Raw genomic sequence first — 20793 nt, forward strand, 5'->3', positions numbered from 1 at the left:
CAATCATTCATTTTAAAGCGCCGAAAATCATCTCTTAGCAACATCAAGAAATTGTCCGAAGACTTGGGAGTATTTCACTTTCCCATGTTCGCGATTTTTTCATCCGCCGTCTGGTTGGAAATGTCTTCCGCTTCTTTTGCTTCCTTAGCCCCGAAAAGAAGTCTTTGGTAGACATCCACCATGTACTTTTGACGCTGGGCTTCAGCGGAATTGATTTCGACAATGTTGGCTTCGTATTTTTCTTTTGCGTTTTCCATGACCACTTTACCGGGCAGGCTTACCATTTCAATAAAGGGCGTCCAGTACAGGATGACCATGAGCAGGGCAAAAGGCCGGAAAAGGGAAAGGACTTCCAGCCGCCGGTCGCCCACCATCATTTCATAGGCCTTTAAGGAAAAGCAAATGAGGGCGAAAATGGCGCAAAGGCCGGTTGCAATGGCGATGTAATCCTCATACATGGTGGCGAGCTTTTCCTTGTAGCCCGCCAGGAAGTCGAGGATGGTAGCATTCATTATCTCTTCCATTTGCATGATTTTTAGGGGTTATAGATACTTGTGTTTGTTCGTCAAAACTTCCAAACCCGCCATACGTATTGAGCTGCCGATTCGTTTTTTTGATGTTCCTTCTGGTAAAGCCGGGTAAGGAAGGGAAGGGCTTCCCGGGCGTTTTGAAAAGGAAGTTTGCCTACCAGGATAGCCCCGTGTACCATAAGGCGGAAAGACTGGTTCAGTGCCTCGAATTCCCCGGCCAGCCGTTGGTAAGCCAGGATGCGGCTGCCGCGGTCCAGGTAGGCTTTGTGAAGTGCCAGGATGCGGTCCACCAGGATTCCTTTGGAATGCTCATAGCCGGCAAGTTGATGGCTGCGGACCAGCCATTGGACCGCTTTTGCATGGCCGGTGGACAAAAGCAGGGTAAGCGTCCGATCGCTTTCTTTCTGAAAATCATCAAATACCTCCCTGTAATAAAAGTTCCAGGGAAGATCTGCCGTACCGCCTTGGTTATTCAGGTCCTCGGAAATATGCTTGTCCCTTATACTGGCTGTATAATTTTCATATGAATTTTCTTCAGGTACCTGGAGTGCTATCAATCCGATGGCCTTTGTATAGGGTCCATGTAGAGACAAGGGCCGCAGGTCCTCGCCGTTTCGGTACTCGCCATGGAGCAACTGCCAGTAAAAAAAGCCCCTGGCGCCCCCGGGCTTCCAGTAGTCCCAGCGCTTGTGCACCATTCTCCAGGTCTGCCCGATATTGGGATTGTCCCTGGCCTTAAGCACCTGGGCCGGGGCTTGCAAGGCCATTAAGGAAAAGGGGATCAACAGAAGTTTTCGCATAATACTAAAATTTATAGGTTGCCAGAATCTCCCTTGCCAGCCTGCGGTCGCTGTCCCAGTAGTTCTGCCAGGGATTCAGCTGGCGAAGAATGCCGTTTTGAGCTACCCACCGGACGGTAAGCCGGACGGTATAGGCCAGCCCGCGCATCACCCGCAGCTCCTCCAAAATGTGCCGGATCAGCAGGTCCCTCTTGCTTGCGTTCATCAGCAGGTCGTCTTTTTCTTTAAGGACAAATCCCTCCAGGTACAAGGCCAGGTCCATTCCTCTTTTCTTGAAATCCCGGGCTGCCTTTTCCGCAAAGAGGAGCAGGGTAGGATTCCCCCGGGATTCCTCCGCAGATTCCACTGAGTAAGAAACAATGTCCTTCAGGAGGACGCCAATTTCCAGGACGGCACGGCCCTGCCGGATAGCCTGGTCTACCCGGGTAAGGGAGCGGTGGATACGTTCCTGTACCATATCGACAATGGCCAGGTTCTGGAGCTGGGCCCTTTTGGCGTCGCGGATCTTGCCCCACCGGTCCATGAGGAGATTGTCGGCCAGGGAACTGTTCACCCCGTTCTCGATCCAGGCCCTGGTAAGGCCTTTGTCTGTTTTGGGTATGATTACTACCTGCCCCCGCGCTGAAAGGGCGAGCAGCAGGAATGCCAGGAAAGGGAAATAAGAAGTTTTGCTCATGGCGCTAAAATTTGAAGTGGTCCAGGATTTCTTTTGCCAGTTTTTTGTCCGCCTCGATGTAATCCTGCCAGGGATACGTTCTGCGGGTGCCGTCGCCCTGCACAGCCATGCGCATCTCGCACAAAAAGCCAAAGGCGATGCCCCGCAATACGCGCAGCTCTGTAATCAGGTGGTGGGCGATCAGGATTCGGTCCCCCTGCCGGAGCGCATTGATATCGGAAGCGGTCAGAATGAGCAGCTCCACGAAGCGCAGGAGTTTTCTGGACCGTTCAACAAGCTGGCGCTGGGAGGCGTAGGCTACCGGCAGGAAGGCCGCGGCTTTCCAGGCTTCCCTAAGCCCTTCCTCCTCGTAGCTTTTGATGTCCCGGATAATGGCCGGAGCTTCCAAAAGCACACTTCCTGCTGCCACCAGCCCCGCAATGCTTGTCAGCCGGGAATGGATTTTTGCCACGTTCTGCTGAAAAGTATTTCCCTGGCTGCGGGTAAAGATCAGGGTGGCTGTGCTGCGGGCATGGTTGTCCCGAATGTCGCGCTGCTTTTCGAACTCCTTTTTGTTGTGGGCAATAAGGATTTCGGTAAGCGGCATGTCCCAGACAGGCAGCTCCTGGCAAAGAATGGGAGTTCCGAAAAGGGCTGCACAAAGGGCCATCAGGATTTTATAGTAGAAATACTTTTTCATGGCTAAAATTTGTAAGAGGCCAGGATGGCCTTGGCAAGGGTTGCCTCGCCGCTGACCCAGGAAGCAAAGGGGATGATCTTTTTGAACAGGCCTTCTCGCTTCGCCCAGTACATCATGCGTTCGGCGCTGTAGGCCAGGCTGCGCAGCACCCGGAGGTCCCGGAGGATTCGCTGGATAATGGCGGCCCGTTCCCCCGCGTCCATCAGCAGGTGGGCGCCTCCGCCCAGGGCCACCGACTGGATGTAGGTGAGGAGGGCGGCCGCCTGCAACCGGAACTGCTGCTCGCTTTTATGGGCCACCAGCAGCAGCATGGGATTGCCCTTGGCGTGCTCGGCTACCTGCACCTGGTAGGCAACTATGTCCCGGGAAACCTGGTAGACCTCCGTCAGGTTTTGCAAGTCCCGCAGGGCCGTGGAAACCTGGCTGAGGCCTTTGTACAATTTGTCCTGCCAGTCGTTGATCATTTTCAGGTGGGCCACCGCCAGCGCCTGGTAGCGCTGGATGACCGTTTGCTTTTCCCTGATATCGTCCAGCCGCTTGTTTTGGGCCTCGCCGTTGGCCGAGGCCACCCCGGCCAGCACCGGGTCGGTCACGACCACCTGGGCAGAAGAGAGACGCGGCAGCGCCAGGGAAATGGCCAGGATTATAGGAAAGGTTTTCATGCGACGCTCATTTTAAGTTTGGAAGAAGGGTTGTTTACCGCCTGAACAAAGGCTTCGAGGGATTTGCCGGACTTTTGGAAATCCTGCACAAAGGCTTCGAGACCTTCCTGGAAGCCTCCTTTTTCAAAAATGTATTTCTGAACGGCTTCCTTTTCGCTGCGCTCGGTGGTGAAGGCCAGGTATTCGAACAGGGACACCTCCACCCCGTAGACTTCACCGGTGGCGCCCCGCCGGATGTAAACCTCCTTGAAGCGGCCCCGGCCTTCGTGGTTGTCCAGGCGGTTGATGGTGAAAATCTTGTTGCGCTCCACCTCGTTCAGCGACAGCAGGCGGGCAATCTCCTCGTAGTTGTCCCTAAAACGGGTCTGGTCCAGCAGGCAGATCGTATCAGAATTGGCAATAATCGAATCCTTGACGATCTCGTTGCCGATGATGTCGGAAAGTTCCTGGGTCACTACGATGGCCTCGCCCCAGAACTTCCGCACTGTTTTGTACATATACAGGATATATCCAGCCATGAGCGGGGAGGCGATGGCTTTCCATGCCTCCTCGATGATCAGGGCCTTGCGGTTGGATTTGTGCCGCATTTTTTGAAGGAACACGTCCATGATGATGATGGTGGTGATGGGAAAGAGGATCTTGTGTTCCTTAATGGCATCGATCTCGAAGACGATAAAGCGTTCGTTGAACAGTGCCCGGTCAAAATCATTGTTGAGGATGGTTTCGTACTCCCCGCCCCGGTAAAATTTTTTGCAGACAAAGCGGTATTCCTGAAGGTCGAAGGGAATATTCTCCTGCCGCTGGATATCTTCAATCTTCCTGAGCGAATATTCAAAAAAGCTGTTGAATGAAAGCGGTGTACGGCTGGCCTCTTCGGCTGCAAAGTACTCGGCGTAAAAAGAGCTGATCACGGAAGAAAGAACGGTATCCTCCACCTGGGACAATTGCCCGTCCACGCCCTTCCACAGCAGGGCCACCAGGCTTTTTAGAAAAGCGCGTTTTTCTTCGTTGAACTCCTCCCGCTCGATGCGGAAAGGGTTCATGGTGATGGGGTGCTCCTCCGAGTAGGTGATGTATCGGCCGCCCAGGTAGGTGCAGAGGCCGGAATAGCTGTGGCCTGCGTCCAGCAGGATGATGTCGAACAAATAGAGCAATAACTGGCGGATGAGGTGGTTCATGTAAAAACTCTTGCCGCTGCCCGAGGGGCCGAGGACAAATTTGTTCCGGTTGCAGATCCGCCCGGTAGCCATGGGCAGGTCCGAGAGGTCCAATGCCACGGGCACACCCTGGCGGTCGGTCAAAAAGATCCGGAAGGGGGAATCCTCATCCTTCAGCAGCCGCTCCTTGAAAAAAAAGCAAAGGGCGGCATCGGCGGTGGTGAGGAAGCGGTCGTACTTCTGCAAGGAGCCGGCATTGCCGGGCAGGGAGGCCTGCAGCAGCTCCAGCTGGTTGCGGCTGTTGCGGCCCGGGACGATGCCTTGGGCAAAGAGGGCGCTCTCCATGTAGTTGGTGAGCCGGCCCATATGGTCCGGGTCAGCCTTCAGGATGAGGGTGAAGTGGGCCTGCACCAGCAGCTGGTTGTCCCGGGCCACGTCGGTTTGCAGCCGGTCAATGTCCTCGATGGAGAGGTGGTTGGCCGGGTCGGGGATGCCCATGTGGCGCCGCCTTTTGAGCTCCAGTGCGCTGAGTGTAGCCCCCTGGTCCGGGATGATGATGACCTGGTGGTAAACGATGGTCTGGAAGCCCGGGGCGGTGTGCAAAAAGCTCATGGTATCTACCGGGAAGGCGGTGCCGATGTCGCCGCGCTCATGGTAGGGTGCTACCGAGCCGGGAAGGGCCAGTTCATCCATGTCGATCAGGGAAATGCACTTGACGAGATCGTCCCCGACCTTGATGTGGGTGTCAAAAACCTCCAGGTTGTCCAGCGCCAGGGTGGGGGAACTGAAAGAGAGGTTGACCAGCCGGCGGGAGAGGTTGCAGAACTGGGGATATTTAAGTGGGTGCGGGCAGAGGTGGCGGTGTTCGAGCAGGTCCAGGACTTTCTGGATGATAGCAAGGAATTGCCGGTACCTTTTTTCATCGGCGGCCTGCTGGGTGCTTTTGACCGTCCTTGTGACCACCAGGTAGGTTTCGATCTCGGTATACTGCCTCCCGTCAAAATGCTCGTTGAACTTCTGCGATAGGTAATCTTCCGTGGGGACCGGGCTGAATGTTTTGCGGGAAAGGATGTCCAGTTTTTGCAAAATGTGCTCCGGTCCCAGGATCTTCAAAACATTTTGAAACAGCTGGTGGAACTCCAGGTAATGTTCCGGGTCGGCACAGAACTGAAGGGCGGGGTTGTCCACCCGGATAATGACGGAATGGTCCCCGGTCCTGGTGAACAGCACGGTAAAGGCGGCCTCCTCCAGGGGCTGGATATAGGGCGAGTTAAAGACGTTGTGCCTTGCCATAGTTAGAAGTATTGTGGTGAGGTGGAATGATGAACACCCCTTTTTTGACATTCCGGTTGTATAGGCCCCTCTTCTGGCGAAGGGAGGTATAGTACAGGCCCCCTGCCAGCAGCAGGACCATCACGAAGCACCCGAGCAGCCGGGAGACGGCGGCGCTTAACAGCCCGCCGGCCACCACGGCCAGCACCACGGAGCCGATGCCCCAGAAGATATACTTGCCTTTAAAGCCGCGGAACACCAGGGGGCGTTGCAGGCCCTTGTAGACAGGAAAGGTCTTTTTTGCTGCCATAAAATGGGGATTAAAGGAAAAAGGCTTTGACGACCACGGCCACCAGGATGAGGAAGACCAGCGCTCCGCCCCAGCCCATGACGTCCCGGGCGATGTTGTGGTCGCCGCCATTCCATTTCACGTAGATGACGATGCCGCCGACCAGGCCGACCACCGCCCCGATGGCCAGCGTCAGGTTAGAGACCGGGTCGAAATAAGATTTGATTTCTGCCGCGCCGGCATTGATGCCCGCCGCCCCGTTGCCCGCGTACAGGCAGGGACAGGTAAGCATCAGGGCCAATAGCACAAGGGCTGCCTTCCGGGTAGAAGGGAAACTATTAAGTACCATAAGGGATGTTTTTATCCGTTGATTAATGGGTTTTGTGGAAAGGGGATATCACGGTTCCCCGGCTGGCGCTTTCAGGGCCACACGGTAGGTCTGGACACTGCCTGCGCAGGCCGGCAGCATCAGGGACAGCAGCGGCTGCTCCAGCAGCCAGAACGGGACAACAGCGCTGCCCGTGCCCAGCAAGTAGTCGACCAGGATGCAGCCGCACACCAACAGGGTGATGCCAAGGCACAGTGCCCCGATCAGCAGGGGCAGGGCGAAAAAGACCAGCCGGAGGGCTTTGGCCTGGTGGAACCCGGCGGGGGAAGGGTACTGCTCCGGGCGGGGCTTCCAGCTGCGGGCCAGCAGGGCAAAGGTCACGCAGAGGGCCAGGGTGGCCCACAGGTAGGTAGCCAGCCGTACCAGGGCCCAGTACAGGGTTGGAGGGTAGCGGGCAAGGAGGTAGTCCAGGGGACCATTTACCAGGTACGTCAGGGTGCCGGCCAGCAGGAGGAGCAGGATTACATAGGGAAGTGTGGTGCCATTCCCGGTCCCGGCGGCCATCTCGCGGTGGATAAATCGGGTAATCACATTTTTTTTCATAACCGAAGTTTTTTGGAGAAATAGGAAAGAGGCCTTGCCGCATAAGGGGTTAAGAGACTCCGAAATCGACATCAGCGGTGTGTTGAATTGAGCCTTCCTGGGCAGCCCGGACAAGCTCCTTCATGTCCATGCCATAGCTGACGACAGCCCCGCCAATGGAGGCGGCATCCATCGAAGGTTGTTTGGCTTCCCGGGGTTGGAATGCTTCGGCAGGGGACTGCACGGCCTCGGCGGTAACCTGAACGGGCTGCTCGCCCAGGAAGTCCTGTACATCGAACTCCTGGCCGCCGGCACCGTTTGCTTGCAGGAGGGCGGGGTTTTTCAGCTTGTCGTACACGATCAGGATGGAGTAATACAGCAGGTAAATGACACTGATCAACAACAGGAAATTATTCCAGGACATAGTGGTAGAATTTAATGGTGAAGGCTACAGGTTGCGGAAGTGTTTGGAGGGAGCGTTGGCCCTCATCTTGGCGTGCACGTACTTTTCCAGTTCCGGGTTCCCGGCCAGGTAATAAGCCAGGAGGTAGTTGATGAATTTCTTCGCCGGGATGTTGGTGATGGCCTTCAGGTTTCCAAAGAAGGAAATGATGAAGACGTCCACTTCCATTAATTTGGTTTCTGATGTCATCTTCCACTTTTTTACGTTGGTGATGAATAGTTCCGGGTTACCTAGAGCGGAAAAGTCCTTTGCCCCGTTTATTATTGGTTCTTCATCGTTGATTTCTATGTTATCGTCACCTATGTCCCGGTCGGGTACCGCCGACATAATGGCCGGCTTCGATCCTGAGGTTCCGTCAGGTACCTCTCCCTTCAGGGCGTTGGCGATGTCTTTGATACTGAGGCTTTTGTTGGGTGTCATAGATAGGCAGTTTTTGTATTGATTATATTTTAGGGCCTCAAGCGATGAATCGCAGGTCCTCGTATATGGTGGTGTACGGGCCTTTCAAAAAGTCCAGCAGTTCGGGCGGGAGGACAGTGGTGTTGATGCGCTGGAGCCCGATGCGATCCGGAACTTCCTCGATGACCTTCCCGAAGATGGACAGGCGCTCATTGGCCAGCATTTTTCCTTCGTAGCGGACATTGGGTTTGACCTGGTTGGGAAGGAACAGCAGGGGCGCTTTGGGGTTCAGCTGCCGGACCACCTGGGCAAAGACCATGGTGCTTTCAAAACTCAGCTTGTCATAGCGGAAGGGGCAAATAAACAGGTCAGCTTCCTGGAAGACGGGGATCAGGTTGTTGTCGTCCACGCGGCCGGGCAGGTCAATGAGGATGTAGCCTCCTGCCGCCTCTAGTTTGCTGCTGATGGCGGCGTAGTGCTCCAGTTCCACGCGGACCACTTCGTAGGGTCTTTTCTCCCCCGGTGGCCCGGACTGGGACCACAGCTTATAAACGGATTCCTGGAAGTCCAGGTCCAGGACCAGCACTTCCTCGTTTTTCTCCAGGGCCAAAAAATTGGCAAACATGATGCAGTGGGTCGATTTACCCGCTCCTCCTTTTTGGTTTCCGAAAATTGTTGTCATGGCTATTTATTGAGGGTGAATAAAATGTGGCTGGGTCAGCGCTTTCTTTTTCGCCTGCGGTTGGGCGGGTCCTGTTCTTCACCGTCCCCTCCCCATATTTGCTGTAAACCGTATAGGGTTTCAATAAAGGGAGAGGGGGCTTTACCTATAGATGTTTCGCCAACAGGGCTGTGGATAGTAGTCTGGTTCCGATCCCTGTCCAAGGGAATGCCTTCCTTCAATGCCTGCTGTTCCAGTTCAAATATTGTTATGGACGATAGGAAGCTGTCCCCCTCGGCCAGCACATGGTGCTTGCGGTCGTGGAGGAAAAGTTTTCCATCCGAGAGATACAGTTGTATGCCAGCAGCCTCCAGTGTTGTTTTCAGGGGCCCAGGTGAATAAAAGCCGGGGCCGACCAGGGCCGCTAAACGTGCCCGTGCGGGCTGCTCTCCTTTGCTGAGCGCGAGGTCCCGCGGTTCCAGTCCGAAAAGTTCTGCCAGTGCCTGTCGTTCCCTTTCGTTCAGCAAAAAATATTGTTGGGCAGTCTGTAATCGGTCCCGGTAGAAAAGGGTATTTAGTTCCGCCTGCTCCAGGGTAAAAAGGAGTTCCGAAAACCCTTTCTCGCGGATGGCACCCTGACGGGACAAAAGGAGGTTTCCCTTCTTCAGTTCTTCCCGCAACCCCTCAAAGCCCAACCCTGTATTAAGGGCCTCGCTGATCACCTGGGCAAGGGCGCTGCGCTTTTCTTTGGCATCCACGGGGGCAAGCAGTGCGTCCAGGGGGATGATCTGTTCGCCTCCATACACCTGTCCCCGGGCCGGATCGATAATGGTATAACCGTGAGGCATTTGCGTGCTTGCCGCAGCGTGAAATACCAGTTCCAGCCCGAAGGCGGACCGCATATATTGGGAAAAGGCGCTGGTGAACCGGCCTTCGCGGGTGCTCTTCCCTCTTCCCGGCAGGGGTTTGCCTTCCCACTTCAGCTCTGTTTCGTACAGGGCGGAATAGGTTTGGAAAAGTTTCCGGAGCGCTTTTACCTGCTCCTGCGGGGCGCGGTAGCCAGCCAGTTTGGCCTGTACTTCTTCGCGAGAAACGCTTCCCTGCAGGGTACCGTATTTATAAAAATATAGGCGGTCCCGTTCCTCCCTTACCTTGTACCCTTTGGCTTCCATTAGCAGGTGGAACTGGGCTTCCGAGGCAACATGGAACGCCTGGACAGCAACCAGGTCCTTTTCAAAATACCGGGCGGGCAGTTCCTGCAGTATGCGCAAAAGGGCATTTGTGGAGCGGAGCTTTTCATAGCTGTCGTTTACTTTTTTACCGTCCGGGCGCACGCGAGTTGTAACTATATGAACATGATTGTTGGCCGTGTCGTGGTGGTAATAGATCAGGTAGGGATTTTGGCTGTAACCCATTTCCTCCAGGTATTTTTCGGCGATCCGGACCAGTTGTTCCGGGGAATGTTGCCGCCTTTCTGTAGAGAGAACGGCATGGAACTGCCGGTTTTTCACCGCCGGGTTAGTGGCCGCCACCAGGCGCATGTAGGCGGTGTACTCGGGAGCGCCCGGTACCCGTTCGCCTGGGAACAGGGGAGCAAAATTGCGGGCGGCGAGCCGTATGCATTTGCCCTGTTCGATTTTCCGTTCGCTGTAGCCGATGCCGGAAAAATTGGGTCCCGCCTTGAGTATTTTGATGACCATCATACGGGCATGTCGTTCAGGAAGGATCAGGGCAGAATATGCCCTTCCCTTCCGGGTGGACAATAGGTTGCCTTCCCGCTTTTCAGAGGGAAGCTTTCTGGTAAAATGCTTTCAGTGTTGTGATCAGTTCATTCCTTGTTCCGAGGTATTCGAGCATCGCCTTGTTGAATGATTCCAGAACGAGTGGGTCGATTCGGTTTTGATCCATGCAGGTATTGGCGTAGCGGGCCAGTTGGTTGATGTTGTTTCCGATACGGTTCATTTCCTGGCTGAGGGTGCTTAGTTGCCCGATAAATTGCACCGGGCTGGCCACGTAAAGATTTTCGGTTTGCAGGAGCCGCACCCGCAGGTACGCCGAAAGTTTTTGAAAGCCCGAGGCGCGGCAGGCGCACCGGATTTTTTCAAACTCTTCGCGGCTGACGCGGCAGCGCAGCACCCGGGACAGGCTTACGCTTTCGTTAAGCGGCGGCCGTCCTCCTTTGCTATTTGAGTTCTTTTTTTTCATTTCATCCCACCAATATGAAGGCCTGCCGTTTTCAATGCCGGTATTTTAGATGAGCCATGAAGGCGCCCGTCAAACGGTTTTTGGGCTACAAAAACACATCTTGCAAAACACGCTGACACGTGCAGGACACATGGTAAAATTGATGGGTGCGTTTTCAAATGGGAGGATAGGGAAGAATTCCTGTTGTAGAATTTGAGATTAGATGAAGCTGTAAATCAATTTCCGGTGTAAAGGAAAAACAAAAAACAATAGTGACCAAAAATTTTTGTTGTGAAAATTGGTGATTATCAATTGTTAATACAAGTGTTGAATAAGTAAGGTAAGGATGGGAAAAGTGGAGGAAGGAAGAACTGGGGCAGCTGGTGAAACAAATGGTCCACAAATTAGTAAATCAGGTAATGAAACGACAGCGGAAGAAAAATATTTTGAAACAGGCAGAAATATTTCTGAAGGGATGGGTTTTTGGGAAAGCGTATTGGGCAGTTAGTTAAGAAGTAGAGCAGGGAGGAAATAAAGGAATAAAGAAATTGGGAAATTAGGATATGAGCGAGTGAAATTGTGCGGAAATGAGGTAATAAAGAAATTAAGAAGGCTTGATAGGGTGGCCTTACTTCCGCCATCCTTACCACCAGGGCAGCGCTGATATTTGGATTCCGCTTCCGGCAAACCAGTGTTTTTTTAAACCGTGGGTCATGGGTAAAAGTGGCTGGTATTTAGAGGAGCGGCTTCAAGACGGTAAAGTTGAGGAGCATCCAAACCCCTGCCTGCTGCGTTAAGGCTAAGCGTCATGGAAAAAAGGAGGGCAGAAGTGTCCTTTCTGCGGCTGTTTCCTACCTTTGCAGGGCAATAACGCTTTCGATACCAACGACCATGAAACTACTGCTCCTTACCCTCCACCTACTCCTGTTTTCGGTAATGCATGCCCAGCAGATAACTTTCCAGGAGGCCGAACAGTATGCTAATAAACTGGTAGCGAGGGAAATCCTCAGCAAGAAAGGGAGGGAAGTCCTGTTGAAAAACATTACGGACCGGAGAATTGAAACCGAGTTCCCCTCTACGGTGAAGGGATTGACTTATGTTTCCGATACATTGTCAAAAGAAACCCTGCTGGAATTTTGTGCGGGGGCCTTTTACACCGAGCAGGTAGACCGGCTGGTGAAACGACCGGCCCTCGAGGAAAAGATCCCTGCCGAAGATTCTTTGGCTTATAAAGGATGGATGTCGTTTTCCCCGCAGTTGGGAATGGGCAAAGCCTATGTGGACTGCATCAGTCCCAAACGCAGTATTTTGGGAAAAACCCGGACCCGGACCCTGAATGATTTCCGGGATATTGGCCTGATCAGCCCTGCGGTTTATGAAGACTGCAAAAAAGCACTGCTGGACAGCACCGTTAAAGATGAAGTGGAACTGCTGCACCTGATGGTAAAGCGAAGCCTTTATTACCGCTATTATGACTTTCATAAGAACGAGCAGGCAGAATACATCGAAATGTTGGCGAATGCCGGCCTGTTCACCCCGGCAGAAAAGGACGCTTTATTGCGTTCCTATGAACCTCTGAAGCTCAAGACGATCCCGGAAATGCTTTCCTTCAGGCACCGGTATGTCCTGGTGGACCTGGAAAAGGTAGAAGCGGACCCGCAAGTCATCTACCCCATTATTTTTCAAGCTGTTCAAAAGTTAATTCCCCAATTCTCGTATCGGGATCTGCAGGTGCGCTGTGAGGAAACAAGCGAGAGCGACCTTATCCGCGAAGACCTGGTGCTTCATTTCGATGTTGGCGATACTCGTTACGCACATCGCTTCTTTCATGATTATCGTAAAAAGGTGCCGGAACCGGCAGATAGCCTCCTGCCGCTCCAGAAAGTAGATCAGGACTTCCATAAGGGAATCAATAAGTGGCTGACGGAAAGGAATGAGTCGTACCGGTTGTATACCGTTAACCTGCCGGGAAAGGGCGAGGGTGCTTATGGCGAAAAAAGAGTAGGCTTGTTGTTGCTCAGGAATGGTGAAGCCGAAAAGATCAGCAAGGATCCGTATTTGCTCAGCCGGGAATCCTACGATAACCGACTGAGCCAGAGTAGTATCGATCGGTTGGTGGAGGAGTTTTCCCGGGAGGGATTTTTTTCTCATGTGACAAAACAGGAAATGGACAGCGCCCGGCAAGTGATTTCATTGACCGAGGTAGGGTCTATTGAAGATGTGCTGCTGTGTATTCCCAACACCATTGTGCTGTTTGACTGGGAAACTGGCAACCTGGAAAATCCCTATGAGGAGCTGACGATGCGCTTTGCAGCGGCGTCCCGGGGAGCTTTTACGCCGGCCCACGTGGTGGATGAATTTCGTAAGGGATGGAAAAAGGCAAAGCGGGTTATGTACAGCTTTGAGTTCCGGGACAGGAAGTACCAGGCCAACCTGCCCTTTAAAGGGGACTGGCTTGAACCTGAATTTATGGAATTGATCAAAAAGGCTTTAAGGGAAAATAGCGTAGATGGCGGCCTTTATTACTGTGTGGACAATGGCCAGGAAAGCGGTTTTATCTTCCTGACCTCCAAACAATACCGCTTTATCCAGGAGCATTATCCGGACTTATTGAAGGAAGAGTAGTTCGGAAAATGGATATCTGCCTGGCATTAATATTTGTCAGTAGGTTTGCATTTATTTAGAAATTCGGACTACTGAAAGAAAAAGTCGAGACCCGTTAAAGGGTTTGAGGGAAAATAATTCTGTTTTTCCTGTTGTTCCCAGGCAAAGGCAAAAAGGCGCTTGGCCCGGGCGGTCTCCTCGGGCTTGGGTAAGGTGAACAGCCGTACAGCCTTTGCTCTCCAGGCATTCAAATAGTTAACGCTCATCTTTCGCAGGGATTCATTTTCGTCGATCGTGCCCAGCATTAGGTCCCCGGCTACTGCCCAGCCCCCGATTTTATGGAACAGGTGGAGCATGGAAACTTTTTGGGGCAGAGTCCCTGAAGCAAAAATGTCCCTGGCTCTTTGCAGGACCGCGTCGGTAGGGGTGGTGGACAAGTAATCGATTACGGCATTCCGGAGACCTGGGTAGGGGCTTTGCATATTTTCCAGTCCAAACCGGTAAGCCTTTTCGTCATCCAGCTTCCGCAGGGCCAGGAAGGCCAGCTTTCGGATGCGCGCCCTGTCGTGGTGCAGGAAGGTTTCCACCGTAGGGGAATAGCGCTTTCCGCCTACTTCCGCCAGGCCGGCCAGGGAACCCGGTAGCTGTTGGCCTTCCGTCAAGTTGCGATGATAAATGGCGGCAAAGTCGTGGGTGGTGGATTGCAGCGTATACCGGGCCAACCTCCTTATAGCAGCCGAATTGTCGGCGACAAATCTGGCCATGATATTGTTGAAGTCGGCGCTTCCTTTCAGGTGGTAAAAGGTTTCCAGGCGCACCTTTGCGGAGGCATCTTCCAGCAGCAGGGCGACATCCGGCTCCTGCAGTTGATCGAAGTGGTCCAGCGCCAGGCTCCGGATAAAAAAATGCCGGTCCGAGAGCAATAACCGGAGTTCGTCCTGGCTAATCACGGGGGAGCGGGAGAGGTGTTGGGCAACGAGCTGGCGCAGGGGATCCTTATATCCCTGAAAACGCGCCACCACACTGGGGCGGTTGCCTTCCATAAGGAACGTAATGATTTGCTGGTATAGGGGTCCTAGGTCCGTTCGTTCCACTTTTTGCAGCCACTCCAACAGGGGAAGGCTTTCTATTAATGCGTCTAAATAGCGTGGGGTCAGGTAGTTTTGAAGGCCCTGCAGGGCGGCCTGGCGGATCGGCAGGACCCAATCTGCCAGCCGGTACAGGAGGAAGCGAATGGCATGAGGATGTTCAATTTCGGAAAGTCCCTTCACTGCCCTGGCCCGGACGTACCCGTTGCCATTCAGGGAGCAGATTCCCAGTAGGGATACAAGTTTTTCCCGGTCAAAGGCGGATGCGTAGTAGTCTATGTCATCCGGGGAAAAAGCACAGCCGCGGAGCGATTCATAGCTTTCCCTTCGGCTGTGCAGCTTTTGAAACAGGGTAACAATGGTGGCGCAGGCTGCTTCCCGGATGCTGGCTGCGGGATCATGGAGCAGAAAGGTCAGGTAGCACATGTCTCCCGGTTTTCCATCACGGGCAATAAGGGACAGGGCGTAGAGCTTTTGGTTAAAGTATTCCTGTTGGTCCTGGTCTTTGTTGCGGGCCTTTCTTAATACTTCCAGGCATTGACTTATTTCCATGTTCAGGTCTTGATTGGGGTTTTCTTATGTTTCTTCCTGGGCTGAAAAATGCATCAGGAGCAGATTTTTATCTTTTTAATGATCAAGTCGTTCAAGGAATAATTTTTCAGCAAACTGGACTATGTCCTCCCGGCGGAACAAGATCCAGATATCGTCGCCCATAGGCAGTTTTGGCTTAAAGTCGTCTGCCAGGTAAAAGTTGGCGATCCCGAGGGGCAGGTTGTTTTCAAACTCGAGAACGAGAAGGTGCGGCTCATTATAATAGAGGTCCGTTGTCTGCTTGTTAGTACCGCATTCTATTGTGGTGATTTCATTTTCCCTGTAGCCAAAGACCTGTAAGCCTTGTAACCTTTTTCCGATAAGCTGTTCCCATTGATCCTTCTGAGGGGTAAATATTTCCACCCCGTCACAAAAGGAATTTTCGGATATGGATAAACTAAACTGGTGCCATCCGTCAATGGTTGCCCACGAAATAAATATCGGGGCATTGCCTTCAAATTGAAGTTCCAGCTGATGGGAAATTACATCAATCCCCTGGTTGTTGGTCAATAGCTGGTCTTCCCCGCAGATGTCATGGTACCGGTAACTTTGGAGCTTTTGGCCCATATTCCTTGCAAAAGGATCAATGATATGCTTCTTTAGTTTGGATTCGGCTGTCACGTGATTCAGTTTAAGAAAATAGATTGTCAATTGGCTGCGTGAAGATTGGGACCGCCAGTTGCTTTTCCTTTATTTTTTAATGCCAGGTTCTGGTAGTGCTTCGCTTTGTCCGGCCGGCTGATGGCGGAATAAAGCGCTGAAAGCCTTTCCAGGTCTTTGATACTGAGGTTTTCTTTATGGGAGAGGATGTCGGACAACTCTTTGTTTAGGTTTTTCTGCTGCCTTTTCATTTTTCGGCAATCGGGGCAATATTTAGGCTTTGACTGGACCCAAAACCTGAGCTCCTCGTACCAGAACTTCTGTTCCTCTTTTGAAAATAGGAAATCCTCACCGCAGTCGGGGCATACCTGCCGGATATCAAAATAGGCTAAGCAAGGGTCAAAGTCGCAGTACCGCTGTTTATCCGGGTCGGCGATAATGGCCCTTCCGGATTGCAGACAGCCGTCGCATGCCCATTGGTACTCCCCGATAGCCAGGTCGCCAAACTCAATTTTTCGGATCATGCCCCAGGTCGAGACTTTTCTTCCCAGCGTCCGATCCAGATCCCTTTTATAAACGGGGGCAAGGCAGCAGGGGCAGGTTACTATTGTTTCATTTTTGCGTGGCATTTTACTCTGTGTTTTCTCTATCTTAAAGGGGAAGTCAAAGGTATAACGTTGTAAGGTCACTCAGGCCTCCCTGGAAGTTTATTCTCTCGCCATCCCATACCGGCTTAATGTTTCAGAGGTGCCTCATTCGTAAACCCACGAGCAACCCTGTCGACGGATTAGTTTGCTTATTCATCCTAGTGGGTTTACTCTTTATCCGGGAACTTCCAGGCAACAGTTTTTAATCTATTGAAAACATTAGCCATTTTGAAACATGTTTAGGGGAATGGGTCCACTCATCCCAGTAAAAGATGACGCGCAACTGGTATTGCCCTTTTGGAAAACCCCTTGGATTAAAGGTATGTCCAGATAGATAAATGGTATCCATTAAGTGCCTTTTTGGCTTTACTTCCTGGTATTCTTCATTTCCCAAAACAAGGTTGATGTCGGCTGTTGGCGGAAAAGGAATAAACCTTCCTCTTCCTTTTTCAGATTTTTCTACTTCCATGATAAAGTTTCCAATGGCCTTGATCTTGCCCCTAACATAACCAACTCTGGACGGCATCAATATCCTTTTGGTTTCACCAGAAAGATTTATGATATCCACGAAAATGGAAAGCTCTTTGGTAGTTGCCGAATCCAGTATACCAATATTTATTTCTAATTTCTCCGAAGTCACCTGGCTAAAGGAAGTCGGGTGGAAACAAAATACCAAGAGGATCGTAAGACAAAGGAGTTTTGCCATAGAATATCTAAGTTAATGCCAACGAACCAAGGATGAGCGATGTACGGAAGGCCCTGCTTTTTATAAAAGGAACGCTCCAAGGGATCATCGATCTCCACCAGTTCGCAGAGGTGCGTCCAGCTTAATTTGTGCGGAACCTCCGCGCAAATCGGGTACCGTTGGTAAACCCGCCGTATATACTTGAGTTTACTTCAGCTGAAGCCTTTATACTTTATATACAATGTTTGGGTGAATGGTTTCGCTTACTCATTTATTTTATCTCATGCTTAAATAATTTGCCTGATTTCTACTGCTTTTATGGTTTAATCTGCTCTGTAAAACAAATAATGTGTTTAAATTGGTGTTATGTATTTTTCAGGAAATCGAAAATTTGGGTAAGTTTTCTCTTTGGGGCTTGTTGTGAAGAAGTGCTTACCTATTTATTCTATAACCTAAAACGGTACAGCATGAAAAACGAAAGACACATTGCTGGTTCCGCCCCCGGTAATTTTGGAGACTTTCTCTTTAATCGTTTTCTCCAGGCAGAAGTAGCTGATGCCGGCCTGTACAGGCGCCTTGTTGAAATGGGCTATGGCGATGCAGTTTCCCGCCTGTTCTTCCAAAAGAACTTGGGACATACCCACATCGAAATTTCACTGCAACGTGAATTGGCAAACGAATTGGCCGGGACCCTGCAGCCCGTAACCCTTACCCTTCATTTTCACTACGACCGCCAGCTGGGGCAAAGCCGCCTGGAAAAAATTATTGCGGAAAGAGCCGCTGAAGACGGCACGCTGCTCCGGCGGTCTTTTCCGGAAAACTTCACTTCCCGGGAAGCAGTCTACTTGCTGGGTGGCCGCGCCCTGCTGAAGGAGGACCTGGCCACAGCAGGGGGAGGCCGGGAAGCTTGGCTCCAACTGGACTTCACCCGAAGGGAACAGGATGGTAACCATCCTTTCCTGCCCGTGAAGGAAGGTTTTGACCTGGATCAGGAGCTGAAGAAGGCTCCCTTCTCCACACTTTTGGCAGATGCTCCGGAAGTCTACCGGGAAATGCTCCGCCAGGGCGAACTGGTTTATTTCGATTTTGAAATGGAGAATGGCCCTATTCGGGAAGGGGAGAAAGTATGTTTCGTCCAGGGGGATTACCTGGAAAGTGAAACCATTACCGGCAGGTTGGTCTGCCGGGAAACGGGTTCCATGTTTGCTGATGGGGGCGCTATCGTCGAGGAGGTAAACGGGAAGGCCCATCTGGTGTCCCCGGACGACCTGTTCCGGCCGGCGGAATATTACATTGTGGGACCTGATTTGCGGGAAGGACGGATCGGTATTTATTCTGAAGAGGGAAAGTGGATGGCACCGGAACGTTTTATCCGGCCCGCTCCTGACCGAATTGACCTTGCCGAGCGCATTTGCATTGACGCGCTGCAATTCAAGGGAACGAGGCTGGCCTCGATGCGCCAGGCGCTTCAAAAGCTATATGTTACCGGCCTGGATGACCCGGTGTACCGGGAAAGAGTGACGGAGGCCCTTTTCAGGGGAGAAACCCAAAATGTCACGTTGGCGCACAACGGCATCTCCGGTGCTGCCACGCTCAGGCTGGATGGGTCCATCCTTTCTTTTGTGGACCCGGACAATCCTTCCAGGGTGTTGATGCGCCATCCCATGGAAGACCTGGTGGATGTCGTCCCCCAGTTGGAATGCGGGTCCCAAATGAAGGACCCGCCAGCCAGGACCGGTGAATGTCAACAAGAGAGGGAAGTGGCCCGGAAACTATTACAGCCAAAGGGGCAAACTGGTGAATCCCAGTGTGTTACCGGGCCTGCGAGGGCAACCGAGGCCCGTTCAAATGGCTTCAGCGCGCAAAACTTGGATTTCCTGAAAAACTCCCTGAAGTACATGGGCTTTTCCGAATCCCTGGGCAGTCAACTGCTGGCAGCGTTGCGGGAAGGTGCGCCGGAGTTCCGGTTGAGCGAGCAACGTTCCGTGGGCGGGGATAAAATCGACTTCACCCTTCACTTCAAGCGAGGCGCGGCCGGCGGGATCTATTTTTTCAATAAGTATGATGCGGCGCTGAAAAAAGGGGACGGCACCGCCCTTCAGCATACTTTCTATATTGAAAAAAGCAAGGGTGTTACCGCCAAAGAAGCGTTCAACCTGCTGTGCGGGCGAGCTATTTATAAAGAACTGACCAACCGGCAGAATGAGAAGTTCCGCGCATGGATAAAGCTGGATTTTGGTCATCTGACGGATAGCGGCCATTACAGGTTTGCTCTTTTTAATGACAAGTACGGCTTTGACCTGGAAAAGGCCTTGGCTAACCATCCCATAAGGGAACTGGGTAATGGGGAGCAGAAAGAAAAGCTCCTTGCCAGCCTCCGGCGCGGAAACCAGCAGGCGGTTGTTTTCGAAAAGGAGGGAAGGCCGGAGCGAATGTTCATCGAGGCGGACCCGCAATTTAGAAGGGTGGGGGTGTATGACCGGGAAGGCAGGAAACTGGATGTCAAAGAAGGCCGGAAGGAGGGTGCTGTCCCGGAAGTAGGGCTGAAGCCGGCAGGGGTGAAGAGGTAGTGCCGCATTTTAAGGATGCAGACTAATCGCAAAAAATATGATTTTTTATGGAAGAAGAACCCTTGAACAAGGATTGGCTATGGGACCTATGTATAGAGACCCTTCTTAAAATCTATCCGGAGTCGACTATAAGGCTAATCAGGGCGGCCGTAGAAAACGGCCAGACACCCGAGCAGGTGCAGCAGCAGTTCCAGTGGGCGGTAGATAAGCTCGGAAGGAAGGACAGTGCACTTCCTCTCCATGCAGGCCTGCTGGCGGAGCATTTTCAGGATGAATTGAAGGAAAAATCGGCACGGAACCGTTACGTTGGAGTGGACGGTAAAAGGAGCATTGAAATTCAGGCAAGAAGGATCAGGGGAAGAAAGTTTTAGGCGGGCCATAACGGTTCCAAAAGAGGAATGGGCATTCGCCGGGAAACGGAACTGGATCAATGGACCTTTGAAAACTGCCAATACTATGAAAACTGGTTCGATGGGTGAAGAGCACCACCCGGAGGCGTAAACCCCGGGCTGGTGCTCTTAATGTTTAGAGGAGGCCTTCATCGGCAAAGCTGAAATATCCATCGCAGCTGATGATCAGGTGGTCCAGCACCCGGATGTCCAGGGTCATTCCCGCCGCGCGGATTTTAGTGGTGAGCTCCCGGTCCGCCTGGCTGGGCTGAAGGGCGCCGCTTGGGTGGTTGTGCGAAAGCAGGAGGCTGACAGCATTCAAACGCAGCGCTGTGGCCAGGATCAACCTTGGGTCGGCCACGGTGCCGGTGATGCCGCCCGAAGAGGCGTGGAAGAGGCCCAGCACCCTGCTGGCCCGGTTAAGGTAAAGCACGCGGAATTGCTCCAGCAGTTCAATCTTTCCCGGGTCCCAGTTTTGGAGAAAGATCTGGTAGGCATCGTAGGAGGTGATGATTTGAGGCCTGTCGGAAGCCTTGACCTTGGACCGGTACACCAGTTCTACTTCTGCTACCTGGAAGGTATCGAAGGGCAATAGTTTCTTTTTCATACCGCATTTGATTAAGGGTGAAAAAATGAATGACGGTACCCCGGCACGCTTTGACCAGAATTTGCGCAAGGGACCGGCCGTATAAATGCGTGGGAGGCTGGTGATGAAATCCTTGGGCAGTTGGTGCAGGAACAGGGGAGGAGGATATGCTATATTGCTTTATGCCGGCCGGCCCTTGAATGCAATTTCCGGCAAAGCGTAAGTTTGTGAAGTCATTGAATTTTTTTCAGCTGGGCATGTTCCGTAGAGTTACAGGACGTACAAGGGTGCGACGCAAGGAAAGCCAAAAAGTATAAGTGTCGCTTGGTTCACAAAAACGCAGGTGAAAAA

The 20793-nt window shown here is 52.4% G+C and carries 24 protein-coding genes; 4 read left to right on the forward strand and 20 right to left on the reverse strand.

What is annotated here, in order from left to right; translation table 11 throughout:
• Nucleotides 1-74 precede the first annotated feature (74 nt).
• The 14 genes from V9K67_RS21710 to mobC form a co-directional block, all read right to left on the reverse strand.
• Nucleotides 75-524: a hypothetical protein gene (locus V9K67_RS21710; RefSeq protein ID WP_336726174.1), complete on the reverse strand. Its 450-nt coding sequence runs from the start codon at nucleotides 522-524 to the stop codon at nucleotides 75-77.
• Between the two features lie 41 nt (nucleotides 525-565).
• Nucleotides 566-1330, reverse strand: a complete 765-nt coding sequence (locus tag V9K67_RS21715; RefSeq protein WP_336726177.1) for a hypothetical protein — start codon at nucleotides 1328-1330, stop codon at nucleotides 566-568.
• Between the two features lie 4 nt (nucleotides 1331-1334).
• The gene (locus V9K67_RS21720) at nucleotides 1335-2006 is read right to left on the reverse strand and encodes a hypothetical protein (RefSeq protein ID WP_336726178.1); all 672 of its coding nucleotides are present in this window, start codon (nucleotides 2004-2006) and stop codon (nucleotides 1335-1337) included.
• 4 nt (nucleotides 2007-2010) lie between these two features.
• On the reverse strand, nucleotides 2011-2685 hold the full coding sequence (locus V9K67_RS21725; protein WP_336726180.1) for a hypothetical protein: 675 nt from the start codon (nucleotides 2683-2685) through the stop codon (nucleotides 2011-2013).
• 2 nt (nucleotides 2686-2687) lie between these two features.
• A complete protein-coding gene (locus V9K67_RS21730) occupies nucleotides 2688-3347 on the reverse strand; it encodes a hypothetical protein (RefSeq protein WP_336726182.1) in 660 nt (219 codons plus the stop codon).
• Nucleotides 3344-5797 (reverse strand): TraG family conjugative transposon ATPase, encoded by a 2454-nt coding sequence (locus V9K67_RS21735; protein ID WP_336726184.1) that lies wholly within the window; start codon nucleotides 5795-5797, stop codon nucleotides 3344-3346. Before V9K67_RS21735 ends, V9K67_RS21730 begins: the two co-directional genes overlap by 4 nt.
• Entirely contained in the window at nucleotides 5775-6086 is a 312-nt protein-coding gene (locus V9K67_RS21740; protein WP_336726187.1) for a hypothetical protein, read from the reverse strand. Before V9K67_RS21740 ends, V9K67_RS21735 begins: the two co-directional genes overlap by 23 nt.
• 10 nt (nucleotides 6087-6096) lie before the next feature.
• A complete protein-coding gene (locus V9K67_RS21745; protein ID WP_336726189.1) occupies nucleotides 6097-6414 on the reverse strand; it encodes a DUF4134 domain-containing protein in 318 nt (105 codons plus the stop codon).
• A 48-nt stretch (nucleotides 6415-6462) separates the two neighbouring features.
• The gene (locus V9K67_RS21750) at nucleotides 6463-6996 is read right to left on the reverse strand and encodes a hypothetical protein (protein ID WP_336726191.1); all 534 of its coding nucleotides are present in this window, start codon (nucleotides 6994-6996) and stop codon (nucleotides 6463-6465) included.
• Between the two features lie 49 nt (nucleotides 6997-7045).
• Entirely contained in the window at nucleotides 7046-7399 is a 354-nt protein-coding gene (locus tag V9K67_RS21755; RefSeq protein WP_336726192.1) for a hypothetical protein, read from the reverse strand.
• A gap of 24 nt (nucleotides 7400-7423) precedes the next feature.
• A complete protein-coding gene (locus V9K67_RS21760; RefSeq protein ID WP_336726193.1) occupies nucleotides 7424-7858 on the reverse strand; it encodes a hypothetical protein in 435 nt (144 codons plus the stop codon).
• A gap of 37 nt (nucleotides 7859-7895) precedes the next feature.
• A complete protein-coding gene (locus V9K67_RS21765) occupies nucleotides 7896-8519 on the reverse strand; it encodes a ParA family protein (protein WP_336726195.1) in 624 nt (207 codons plus the stop codon).
• Nucleotides 8520-8554: 35 nt separating this feature from the next.
• Nucleotides 8555-10201 (reverse strand): relaxase/mobilization nuclease domain-containing protein, encoded by a 1647-nt coding sequence (locus V9K67_RS21770; protein WP_336726197.1) that lies wholly within the window; start codon nucleotides 10199-10201, stop codon nucleotides 8555-8557.
• A 79-nt stretch (nucleotides 10202-10280) separates the two neighbouring features.
• A complete protein-coding gene (mobC, locus tag V9K67_RS21775) occupies nucleotides 10281-10703 on the reverse strand; it encodes a plasmid mobilization relaxosome protein MobC (RefSeq protein ID WP_336726200.1) in 423 nt (140 codons plus the stop codon).
• Nucleotides 10704-11028: 325 nt separating this feature from the next.
• On the opposite strand from mobC, the gene V9K67_RS21780 reads away from it, so the two are divergent.
• Nucleotides 11029-11190 (forward strand): hypothetical protein, encoded by a 162-nt coding sequence (locus tag V9K67_RS21780; RefSeq protein WP_336726203.1) that lies wholly within the window; start codon nucleotides 11029-11031, stop codon nucleotides 11188-11190.
• 383 nt (nucleotides 11191-11573) lie between these two features.
• Nucleotides 11574-13307 carry a hypothetical protein gene (locus tag V9K67_RS21785; RefSeq protein ID WP_336726206.1) on the forward strand — a complete coding sequence of 578 codons (1734 nt, stop codon included), beginning with the start codon at nucleotides 11574-11576 and terminating at the stop codon, nucleotides 13305-13307.
• Nucleotides 13308-13375: 68 nt separating this feature from the next.
• Here the strand turns inward: V9K67_RS21785 and V9K67_RS21790 are convergent, their stop codons facing one another.
• The 5 genes from V9K67_RS21790 to V9K67_RS27195 all read right to left on the reverse strand — a co-directional run bounded on the left by V9K67_RS21790 (nucleotide 13376) and on the right by V9K67_RS27195 (nucleotide 17094).
• A complete protein-coding gene (locus V9K67_RS21790) occupies nucleotides 13376-14926 on the reverse strand; it encodes a HEAT repeat domain-containing protein (protein ID WP_336726209.1) in 1551 nt (516 codons plus the stop codon).
• A 75-nt stretch (nucleotides 14927-15001) separates the two neighbouring features.
• The gene (locus V9K67_RS21795) at nucleotides 15002-15586 is read right to left on the reverse strand and encodes a hypothetical protein (protein WP_336726212.1); all 585 of its coding nucleotides are present in this window, start codon (nucleotides 15584-15586) and stop codon (nucleotides 15002-15004) included.
• Between the two features lie 26 nt (nucleotides 15587-15612).
• Nucleotides 15613-16254, reverse strand: coding sequence for a zinc-ribbon domain containing protein (locus tag V9K67_RS21800; protein WP_336726215.1), 642 nt, complete (start codon nucleotides 16252-16254; stop codon nucleotides 15613-15615).
• A 160-nt stretch (nucleotides 16255-16414) separates the two neighbouring features.
• Nucleotides 16415-16918: a hypothetical protein gene (locus V9K67_RS21805; RefSeq protein ID WP_336726217.1), complete on the reverse strand. Its 504-nt coding sequence runs from the start codon at nucleotides 16916-16918 to the stop codon at nucleotides 16415-16417.
• Nucleotides 16849-17094 (reverse strand): DUF1016 N-terminal domain-containing protein, encoded by a 246-nt coding sequence (locus V9K67_RS27195; protein WP_414696794.1) that lies wholly within the window; start codon nucleotides 17092-17094, stop codon nucleotides 16849-16851. The genes V9K67_RS21805 and V9K67_RS27195 overlap by 70 nt, the downstream gene beginning before the upstream one ends.
• Before the next feature lie 270 nt (nucleotides 17095-17364).
• Here V9K67_RS27195 and V9K67_RS21810 point away from each other — a divergent pair, with 270 nt between their 5' ends.
• Nucleotides 17365-19467: a hypothetical protein gene (locus tag V9K67_RS21810; protein ID WP_336726219.1), complete on the forward strand. Its 2103-nt coding sequence runs from the start codon at nucleotides 17365-17367 to the stop codon at nucleotides 19465-19467.
• Nucleotides 19468-19514: 47 nt separating this feature from the next.
• A complete protein-coding gene (locus V9K67_RS21815) occupies nucleotides 19515-19838 on the forward strand; it encodes a hypothetical protein (protein WP_336726221.1) in 324 nt (107 codons plus the stop codon).
• 154 nt (nucleotides 19839-19992) lie between these two features.
• On the opposite strand, the gene V9K67_RS21820 is transcribed toward V9K67_RS21815, so the two are convergent.
• Nucleotides 19993-20463, reverse strand: a complete 471-nt coding sequence (locus V9K67_RS21820; protein ID WP_336726224.1) for a JAB domain-containing protein — start codon at nucleotides 20461-20463, stop codon at nucleotides 19993-19995.
• Nucleotides 20464-20793 lie beyond the last annotated feature (330 nt).

Origin of the sequence: Huijunlia imazamoxiresistens (assembly GCF_037132455.1) — a bacterium.
Taxonomy (GTDB): domain Bacteria; phylum Bacteroidota; class Bacteroidia; order Chitinophagales; family Chitinophagaceae; genus Flavisolibacter; species Flavisolibacter imazamoxiresistens.

What these genes read in the sequence shown, in the direction of transcription:
- V9K67_RS21805 (WP_336726217.1), bottom strand. Translation starts at nt 16,918, where the DNA reads ATGGCAAAACTCCTTTGTCTTACGATCCTCTTGGTATTTTGTTTCCAC.
- mobC (WP_336726200.1), bottom strand. Translation starts at nt 10,703, where the DNA reads ATGAAAAAAAAGAACTCAAATAGCAAAGGAGGACGGCCGCCGCTTAAC.
- V9K67_RS21815 (WP_336726221.1), top strand. Translation starts at nt 19,515, where the DNA reads ATGGAAGAAGAACCCTTGAACAAGGATTGGCTATGGGACCTATGTATA.
- V9K67_RS21725 (WP_336726180.1), bottom strand. Translation starts at nt 2,685, where the DNA reads ATGAAAAAGTATTTCTACTATAAAATCCTGATGGCCCTTTGTGCAGCC.
- V9K67_RS21710 (WP_336726174.1), bottom strand. Translation starts at nt 524, where the DNA reads ATGGAAGAGATAATGAATGCTACCATCCTCGACTTCCTGGCGGGCTAC.
- V9K67_RS21820 (WP_336726224.1), bottom strand. Translation starts at nt 20,463, where the DNA reads ATGAAAAAGAAACTATTGCCCTTCGATACCTTCCAGGTAGCAGAAGTA.
- V9K67_RS21750 (WP_336726191.1), bottom strand. Translation starts at nt 6,996, where the DNA reads ATGAAAAAAAATGTGATTACCCGATTTATCCACCGCGAGATGGCCGCC.
- V9K67_RS21745 (WP_336726189.1), bottom strand. Translation starts at nt 6,414, where the DNA reads ATGGTACTTAATAGTTTCCCTTCTACCCGGAAGGCAGCCCTTGTGCTA.
- V9K67_RS21810 (WP_336726219.1), top strand. Translation starts at nt 17,365, where the DNA reads ATGAAAAACGAAAGACACATTGCTGGTTCCGCCCCCGGTAATTTTGGA.
- V9K67_RS21755 (WP_336726192.1), bottom strand. Translation starts at nt 7,399, where the DNA reads ATGTCCTGGAATAATTTCCTGTTGTTGATCAGTGTCATTTACCTGCTG.
- V9K67_RS21735 (WP_336726184.1), bottom strand. Translation starts at nt 5,797, where the DNA reads ATGGCAAGGCACAACGTCTTTAACTCGCCCTATATCCAGCCCCTGGAG.
- V9K67_RS21765 (WP_336726195.1), bottom strand. Translation starts at nt 8,519, where the DNA reads ATGACAACAATTTTCGGAAACCAAAAAGGAGGAGCGGGTAAATCGACC.
- V9K67_RS21760 (WP_336726193.1), bottom strand. Translation starts at nt 7,858, where the DNA reads ATGACACCCAACAAAAGCCTCAGTATCAAAGACATCGCCAACGCCCTG.
- V9K67_RS21780 (WP_336726203.1), top strand. Translation starts at nt 11,029, where the DNA reads ATGGGAAAAGTGGAGGAAGGAAGAACTGGGGCAGCTGGTGAAACAAAT.
- V9K67_RS21785 (WP_336726206.1), top strand. Translation starts at nt 11,574, where the DNA reads ATGAAACTACTGCTCCTTACCCTCCACCTACTCCTGTTTTCGGTAATG.
- V9K67_RS21715 (WP_336726177.1), bottom strand. Translation starts at nt 1,330, where the DNA reads ATGCGAAAACTTCTGTTGATCCCCTTTTCCTTAATGGCCTTGCAAGCC.
- V9K67_RS21720 (WP_336726178.1), bottom strand. Translation starts at nt 2,006, where the DNA reads ATGAGCAAAACTTCTTATTTCCCTTTCCTGGCATTCCTGCTGCTCGCC.
- V9K67_RS21730 (WP_336726182.1), bottom strand. Translation starts at nt 3,347, where the DNA reads ATGAAAACCTTTCCTATAATCCTGGCCATTTCCCTGGCGCTGCCGCGT.
- V9K67_RS21740 (WP_336726187.1), bottom strand. Translation starts at nt 6,086, where the DNA reads ATGGCAGCAAAAAAGACCTTTCCTGTCTACAAGGGCCTGCAACGCCCC.
- V9K67_RS21770 (WP_336726197.1), bottom strand. Translation starts at nt 10,201, where the DNA reads ATGATGGTCATCAAAATACTCAAGGCGGGACCCAATTTTTCCGGCATC.
- V9K67_RS21790 (WP_336726209.1), bottom strand. Translation starts at nt 14,926, where the DNA reads ATGGAAATAAGTCAATGCCTGGAAGTATTAAGAAAGGCCCGCAACAAA.